This is a genomic window from Mesorhizobium sp. M7A.F.Ca.ET.027.03.2.1, from assembly GCF_003999175.1.
Lineage (GTDB): Bacteria > Pseudomonadota > Alphaproteobacteria > Rhizobiales > Rhizobiaceae > Mesorhizobium.
In genome coordinates this window covers 1-7,534 of the sequence record NZ_RZOM01000188.1, presented here as the reverse complement: position 1 = coordinate 7,534, position 7,534 = coordinate 1, and the positions used below count along the sequence as shown (strand labels likewise).

General features: G+C 60.8%; 5 protein-coding genes and 1 tRNA gene. 4 read left to right on the top strand and 2 right to left on the bottom strand.

What is annotated here, in order from left to right; genetic code table 11:
- Positions 1–229 precede the first annotated feature (229 nt).
- Positions 230–327, top strand: a tRNA-Arg gene (locus tag EN750_RS39205).
- 56 nt (positions 328–383) lie between these two features.
- Here the strand turns inward: EN750_RS39205 and EN750_RS11025 are convergent.
- Together EN750_RS11025 and EN750_RS11020 are read right to left on the bottom strand one after the other, a co-directional pair.
- Positions 384–1,529, bottom strand: a complete 1,146-nt coding sequence (locus tag EN750_RS11025; protein WP_210212738.1) for a hypothetical protein — start codon at positions 1,527–1,529, stop codon at positions 384–386.
- Positions 1,530–1,861: 332 nt separating this feature from the next.
- Positions 1,862–3,409 carry a helicase HerA-like C-terminal domain-containing protein gene (locus tag EN750_RS11020; protein ID WP_127396436.1) on the bottom strand — a complete coding sequence of 516 codons (1,548 nt, stop codon included), beginning with the start codon at positions 3,407–3,409 and terminating at the stop codon, positions 1,862–1,864.
- A 328-nt stretch (positions 3,410–3,737) separates the two neighbouring features.
- Here EN750_RS11020 and EN750_RS11015 point away from each other — a divergent pair, with 328 nt between their 5' ends.
- The 3 genes from EN750_RS11015 to EN750_RS11005 all read left to right on the top strand — a co-directional run.
- A complete protein-coding gene (locus EN750_RS11015; protein ID WP_127396435.1) occupies positions 3,738–5,180 on the top strand; it encodes a methylmalonyl-CoA mutase subunit beta in 1,443 nt (480 codons plus the stop codon).
- Entirely contained in the window at positions 5,177–7,300 is a 2,124-nt protein-coding gene (gene scpA / locus EN750_RS11010; RefSeq protein WP_127396434.1) for a methylmalonyl-CoA mutase, read from the top strand. The genes EN750_RS11015 and scpA overlap by 4 nt, the downstream gene beginning before the upstream one ends.
- A 70-nt stretch (positions 7,301–7,370) precedes the next feature.
- On the top strand, positions 7,371–7,534 hold a 164-nt coding region (locus EN750_RS11005; protein WP_127396433.1), incomplete at its 3' end, for an AbrB/MazE/SpoVT family DNA-binding domain-containing protein.

Genomic DNA, 7,534 nt, shown 5'->3' with positions numbered 1-7,534 from the left:
GAAGGATCGATCTTATCAAGCCCCAGGATGCGACTGCAGGTCAGACGAAACGCCTGAGGTGCGGAAACTCTGTCGGTGCCATTCCTGCGACGCTGTCGCCGCCTCTCCCGCCGGGAAATGGCGCCGCTCTATGCCGCAGTCGACATGAATCCAAAACCCACTTTCGATTCACGTCAACACTGGACCAACGCTATCTGATACTGACTGCGCATCGGTGGAAGCACCGTGACGCGACGTAGTTCAACGGAAGAACACTCCGCTTTCTACTCGGCTGGCAGCGCTCAGTCGGGGGTGGTGAGGCTGTAGGTTCGAATCCTACCGTCGCGTACGATATCGGATATTCAGGCAACCGGTGCTGTCGAGTGTAAATGGCGTCAAAATAATCAAGCTTTACGCCGTAGGCGACGGGATCTGCCGAGCGCAATTTCTGCTTTCACAAGCCGATTGTGCATTTCCTCCAGGTCCTCGAAAACGGGTCCATAGGCGCGCATCATCTGTGAACCCCAGACTAAGTGGGGACCGTTTTCAAGAAGCGTTCGTTGTAGCCTTTCCAGGACATCGGCTCTGCGTTCGAGCAGCTCGCGTCGGGAGAAGACATTCCAGTCGCGGGACTCGACTATCTCCTCCCAAAATGTGAACTCACTCTTGAGCTTTGCCGTCCGCTCTTTGACGGCGGCGAAGTTATCCGTCTCGTACGCACGCATTCCTTCGTCGCTGTTATCCCACCGGAATGACTGTTCCTCCTCGAAAATCTCTTTCCGGCTCGAGCTCTTCGCAAACCTGTTAATGGCTCCCGCGAGTCCGACGTCGTATTCACCGCTGGCGATCTCATACAGAAGGCTGCATGCTGTCGCAAAATCCGAACCTGGCGTGGTGACGAAAGCAGGTGCGTTCTGCGAAAGTGAAATCTGGTAGATACACTCGACAGCCCGGAATTTTGCCCTGTTGTCAGTGACAATGAAACCACCGCCCCCGATCCGCTCACGGTACAGGACTATCTCTGCGACCACAGATAGCCGCTTCAGATCGGCCCGAAATGGCTCAAACGAGTCCCCAAAGCGATCGACTTCGGGCGTCCGAGCAATGGCTGTCTTGTGGTGATTGAACTCAATGTCGATATGGTGTCCGAACTCATCGAGCCGCACGACAAGGTCCGTGACTGCACGTAAAACGCGTTGAAGGCCGGAGGCGATCTCTTTGCGGACTCTTTTCTCGTGAGGCGTCGCCTTGATGGCGGGAAAATCCCTGCAAAAGTCATCGATCTGGCGAAGAACAGACTCCAGACTTCCGCTGTCTTTCACATCAAAAAAGGACAAGAGAGCAGGAATCAGAGAAGCCGCTCGCGTGATGTAAGCCTTTCGGTGGCGAATTGCCTCTAGCGCTTCATCATCTGTCCCCCGGGCAGAGATAAACCAGGATAGTTCAATCGGGTGCAGATAGACGCCTGCCTCGGACATGATCTCCCCAGCCGCGTGACGATACTCTGAATCGTCTCGTGCACACCCGGCCGTGTTGAAAACCTCGATCATCAAGTCAATCGGGATCGGTAAGTGAGATTTAATGTATGGGGCGAGTCTCGAGAACATCATCCTTCCGCGATACGTGAAATTCGCTAGGGTTAGTGAAAGCCTGTGTTGTTGCTGTGTGGATTCCTCGTACCGACCCAATTGAATGACAACGCATGACTACGTTTAATATCTGTAGCGGCACAATCGTCCGGCTGTGGAAACAGCTTCAGAGTGAACCCACTCCAGCGCCTGCTTTTCGAAGTCCGGCGCCCAAACTGATAGTCAGCTGTCGACCCCAATCAAGACTTTCGGCACATCGGCGTCTAGCGCCTTTAGCGCATAGCTGCCGCTCCTTACCGCCCCCTCGACAGACTCCCCAATATCCCGCGCACGATTGCCCGGCCGACCGAGGAGCCAACCGAGCGCACCACCGACTTGATCGCCGCCTCGGCCACCGTCTGGCGGTTGGACGGGCGCGGTGCAGATGTGCGCCTGCCGCCCGATTTCGGCGCGGGATCGTCATTGCCGAAGCCCGGAATGGTCCAGCGCGAGCCGCCGCTGCCGGCCTGCTGGGCCTGCTCTTCGGCATCCTGCGCGTCCTTGGCCTTTTTTTGCAGCATTTCGAAAGCCGATTCGCGATCGACGGCCTGATCGTACTGGCCGGCGACCGGGCTCTCCTGGATCAGCTTTTGTCGCTCGGCTGCCGTTATCGGTCCAAGGCGCGACGACGGCGGGCGGATCAGGGTCCGCTGCACCATGGACGGGACACCCTTGGCCTCCAGCGTCGAGACCAGCGCTTCGCCCGTGGCAAGCTGGGTAATGGCGGTCATGCAGTCGAAATCGGGATTTGGCCGGAACGTTTCGGCCGCCGTCCTCACCGCCTGCTGTTCACGCGGCGTATAGGCGCGCAGCGCGTGCTGGACGCGATTGCCGAGCTGGGCCAGGACTTTTTCAGGGATATCCAACGGGTTCTGCGTGACGAAATAGACGCCGACGCCCTTCGAGCGGATCAGTCGGACCACTTGTTCGACGCGATCGATCAGCACCTTGGGTGCTTCGTCGAACAGAAGATGCGCCTCGTCGAAAAAGAACACCAGCTTCGGCTTGTCGGGGTCGCCGACTTCCGGCAGCACCTCGAACAGTTCCGACATCAGCCATAGCAGGAAGGTCGCGTAGAGCCGCGGATTCATCATCAGCTTGTCGGCGGCAAGCACGCTGATGGCGCCGCGTCCATCGCGGGTGGTGCGCATGATATCGGCGATACGCAGTGCCGGTTCGCCGAAGAAGTTTGCGGCCCCCTGCTGCTCCAGGACCAGCAGCGTGCGCTGGATAGCCCCGACCGATGGCTTCGTCACGTTGCCATAGCGTGAGCCGATCTCGTCGGCGCGCTCGGCGATGTTGGCGAGCAGCGCCTGCAGGTCCTTCATGTCGAGCAGCAGCAGGCCTTCCTCGTCAGCCAGGCGGAAGGCGATGTTCATGATGCCTTCCTGCGCCTCGGTCAGGTTCATCAGGCGCGACAGCAACAACGGCCCCATTTCCGAGACCGTGGCGCGGATCGGGTGACCCTGTTCGCCGAACAAGTCCCAGAAGATGACGGGGAATTCCTGGAAGCCATAAGGATCGAGCTTGACCTGTTCGGCCCGCTTGACGAGGAAATCCTGTGCCGTGCCCATCATCGCGATACCCGACAGATCCCCCTTGATGTCGGCGCAGAACACAGGCACGCCGGCGTTGGAAAATCCTTCGGCCAGGATCTGCAAGGTGACTGTCTTGCCGGTACCGGTGGCGCCTGTCACCAAGCCATGACGATTCCCATATCGTAGCAACAGCTGCTCGGCACGCTGATAGCTGTCGTCGGGCTTGCGGCTGGCGCCGATGAAAATACTGGTGTCGTCAGCCATATGTCCGGTCTCCGCAAACTGATGTGTCTAAAGCCAGTGGCCTTGCCGCAGGTATAGTGAGGCCATTGCACAGCGACAATGCCATTCGTCCAAATCGGGGCCATTCGTCCAAATCGGGGCCATTCGCCCAAATCGCCCCATTCGTTCAAATCGGGTTTTTGGAGCTTGCGGATTTTGCCGCTGTTTGGCAATCGTCGTCCACGCGGATTGACCTATATCTGATGGATCGAATCCGGTCACTGGAAGCGCATTGCATTGCGATATCGGACCAGGGACCGTAGACTGGACCGCTCCCGGCTGGTGCGGCCGCATGAAACGAGGAGGACGGATGGGCGCCGGAGCCTTGATCCAGGACGTGGAACCCGAAAACATCGAGCGCCAGCGATGGCTCGCATTGGCGGAAAAGGCTTTGGCAGGCGCTTCCTTCGAGGAAAGGCTGGTCTCGCACAGCGACGACAACATCCGTATCGAACCGCTCTACGACCGCAGCACCGCGGCGGAACCGATCGTACGCGCAAACCCGAAATCGCCATGGATCGTCAGCCAGCGAGTCGACGATCCCGACACCAACCGCGCCAAAAGCCAAGCGCTGGAGGATGTGGCACAGGGTGCCACGGGATTGTCGCTGGTCTTCGAGGGGGCGCCGAACGCGTTCGGATACGGCTTGCCGAGAACAGCGGAGGCGCTGGAGGCGGTGCTTGACGGCATACCGCTCAACCGCATCCAGGTTCGCATCGACGCCCATCCCTGGAGCCGCGCCGTGGCCGACTGGCTGGTCGCTTTCCTGAGCAAGCGGCGGTCGGACCCGGCAAAACTCAACCTCTCCTTCGGCATCGATCCAGCAGCGATCTTCGCGGGAACCGGTCGGCTGCGCATGTCGATCGAGGCGCTGCGGGCCTCCATGCCGCAGTCGCTGGCGCATTTCTTCGCGATGGGCGTTCCGGGCGTGCTGCTGGAAGCTGACGGGCGCGTGTTCCACAATGCCGGCGCCACGGAAGCGCAGGAACTTGGTATCATGCTGGCTTCGGCTGTCTCCTACCTCAGAATGTTCGAGACGGCGCGGCAGCCGCTTGTCTATGCCGCACCTCATATCGGTTTTGCACTCAGCGTCGACCAGGACCAGTTGCTGTCGATAGCCAAGATGCGGGCGCTGCGCAGGCTCTGGGCGCGGGTGCAGGAGGCTTGTTCGATCCCGACATCCACGGCCAGTATCCATGCCGAGACGTCGTTTCGCATGATGACGGCGATGGACCCGGAGACCAACATCCTGCGCACCACCATTGCATGCTTTGCCGCGGCGTGCGGCGGCGCCGATTCGATCTCCATCCTGCCGCACACGATCGCGCACGGTCTGCCGGCGGGTTTTGCCCGTCGTGTTGCCCGCAACACGCAGCTGATCATGGCCAATGAAAGCCATATCGATCATGTCACCGATCCCGCCTATGGTTCCGGCGCTGTGGAAGCGCTGACCGCGGAATTGTGCGAACTGGCCTGGGCGGAGTTGCAGACGATCGAAGCCGAGGGCGGTGTCCTGTCCAGCCTTCAGGACGGACACATCCAGAAGCGCGTCCACGCAGCGGCGGAGCAGCGCAATGCAGCTTACCGCGCAGGCCAACGGGCCATTATCGGCACCACGCTCTATCCATCGAAACACGAACGCCCCGTCGAGACGCTGGCGGCGGAACGGCGACCGGCCTTCACCGAAGGCGTTGCCGTTTGCGAGCCGCTGTTTCCAGTCCGCATCGACCAATCGATCGGAGCCGGCTCTTGATCCCGGACTTCGGCCAGATCGGCTGGATCCCGCCACGCCGCACGCCTGTCGAGGTCAAAGGCCAGCGGACCACGCCGGAAGGGCTCATTGCCAAGCATCTGTACAATCAAAGCGATCTCAAGGGGCTGCCGCATCTCGACACCTATCCGGGGCTGCCGCCCTTCGTGCGCGGCCCTTACCCAACCATGTATGTCCAGCAGCCCTGGACCATCCGGCAATATGCCGGTTTCTCGACGGCCGAAGATTCCAACGCCTTTTACCGGCGCAACCTTGCCGCCGGCCAGAAGGGGCTGTCGGTCGCCTTCGATCTCGCCACGCATCGCGGCTATGACAGCGACCACCCGCGCGTTGCCGGCGATGTTGGCATGGCGGGCGTTGCCATCGATTCCATCCTCGACATGCGGCAGCTCTTCGACGGCATTCCGCTCGACGAGATGACGGTATCGATGACGATGAACGGCGCGGTGCTGCCGATCATGGCGCTTTACATCGTCGCCGCGGAAGAACAGGGCGTTGCACAGAGGGATCTCGCCGGGACCATTCAGAACGACATTTTGAAGGAGTTCATGGTCCGCAACACCTACATCTATCCGCCAAAGCCTTCGATGCGGATCGTGTCGGACATCTTCTCATACACATCGAAGAACATGCCGAAGTTCAATTCGATATCGATCTCCGGCTATCACATGCAGGAGGCCGGCGCGACGGCCGACCTTGAGCTCGCCTACACGATCGCAAATGGCATCGAATATGCCCGCGCCGGCGTCGCGGCGGGCCTCGACATCGACCGCTTTGCGCCTCGCCTGTCCTTCTTCTGGGCCATCGGCATGAATTTCTTCATGGAAGTCGCCAAGCTGCGGGCCGCGCGCCTGTTGTGGGCGACCCTGATGCAGAAGAATTTTTCGCCCAACGACGAGCGCTCGCTGTCGCTGCGCACCCATTGCCAGACTTCTGGCTGGTCGCTGACAGCGCAGGATCCCTACAACAACATTGTCCGCACCATGATCGAGGCGATGGCGGCAACGCAGGGCCACACCCAGTCGCTGCACACCAATTCCTTCGACGAGGCGATGGCGCTGCCGACCGACCACTCGGCGCGGATCGCCCGCAACACCCAGCTCATCCTGCAAAAGGAATCCGGCACCACGCGCATCATCGACCCGTGGGGCGGTTCGGCCTATCTCGAACGGCTGACGCATGATCTGGCGGCGCGCGCTCTTGCCCATATCGAGGAGGTCGAGGCGCTCGGCGGCATGGCGGCGGCGACCGAACAGGGCATTCCCAAGCTGCGCATCGAGGAAGCCGCCGCGCGCACGCAGGCGCGGATCGATTCCGGCGAGCAGATGCTGGTCGGCGTCAACGCCCATCGGCCTGAGACCGACATCGAGGTCGACGTGCTGAAGATCGACAATGCCGAGGTCAGGGCCCGGCAATTGTCGAAGCTGCAACGGCTGAAGGGGACGCGCGACGTCGCCGCCGTCGAAAGCGCACTCGATGCGCTGACCCGTGCCGCGCAAGGCAATGAAAACCTGCTGGAATTCGCCATCCGAGCCGCGCGCGCCAATGCCACGGTCGGCGAGATTTCATTCGCGTTGGAAAGGGCGTTTGGGCGCCACGTCGCCACGGTACAGACCATTTCCGGGGTCTATCGCAAGGCGCTTGGCGATCATCCCGTGGTCGACGGGCTGCAGGACAAGCTTGACGCCTTCGAGAAGAAGACCGGCGGCAAGCCGCGCATCCTGGTCGCCAAGATGGGTCAGGACGGCCACGACCGTGGCCAGAAGGTCATCGCCACGGCCTTCGCCGATCTCGGCTTCGACGTCACCGTCGGCGCGATGTTCCAGACACCGGAGGAGATCGCCAAGCTGGCGGTCGCACAGGACGTCCACATCGTCGGCGCCTCGTCGCTGGCGGCGGGACATCTGACGTTGATCCCCGAACTGCGCGACGCGCTGAAAAAGCTCGGCCGCGGCGACATGCTGATCGTCGCCGGCGGCGTCATCCCACCGCAAGACTATGACGCGGTGCGGCAAGCCGGCGCTGCGGAAATCTTCCCACCGGGCACGGTCATTCCGGAGGCGGCGGATCGTTTGCTGGACCGGCTGCTGGCGGTCCGCTAGGCTTGTTATAATATCTGTTGCAACTTCTCGCCGGTCGAGTTATAATCGGCGTTGCAACAGGATATCTGTCATGAACACGACCATTCGCAAGATCGGCAATTCGGAAGGTGTGATCCTGCCCAAGGATCTGCTCGATCGTCTGAACATGAAGACAGGTGATCAGCTCCAGATCGTCGAAACGGACAAGGGCATTGCCCTTGAGCCGATGGACGACAGTTTCGAGCGGCAGATGGA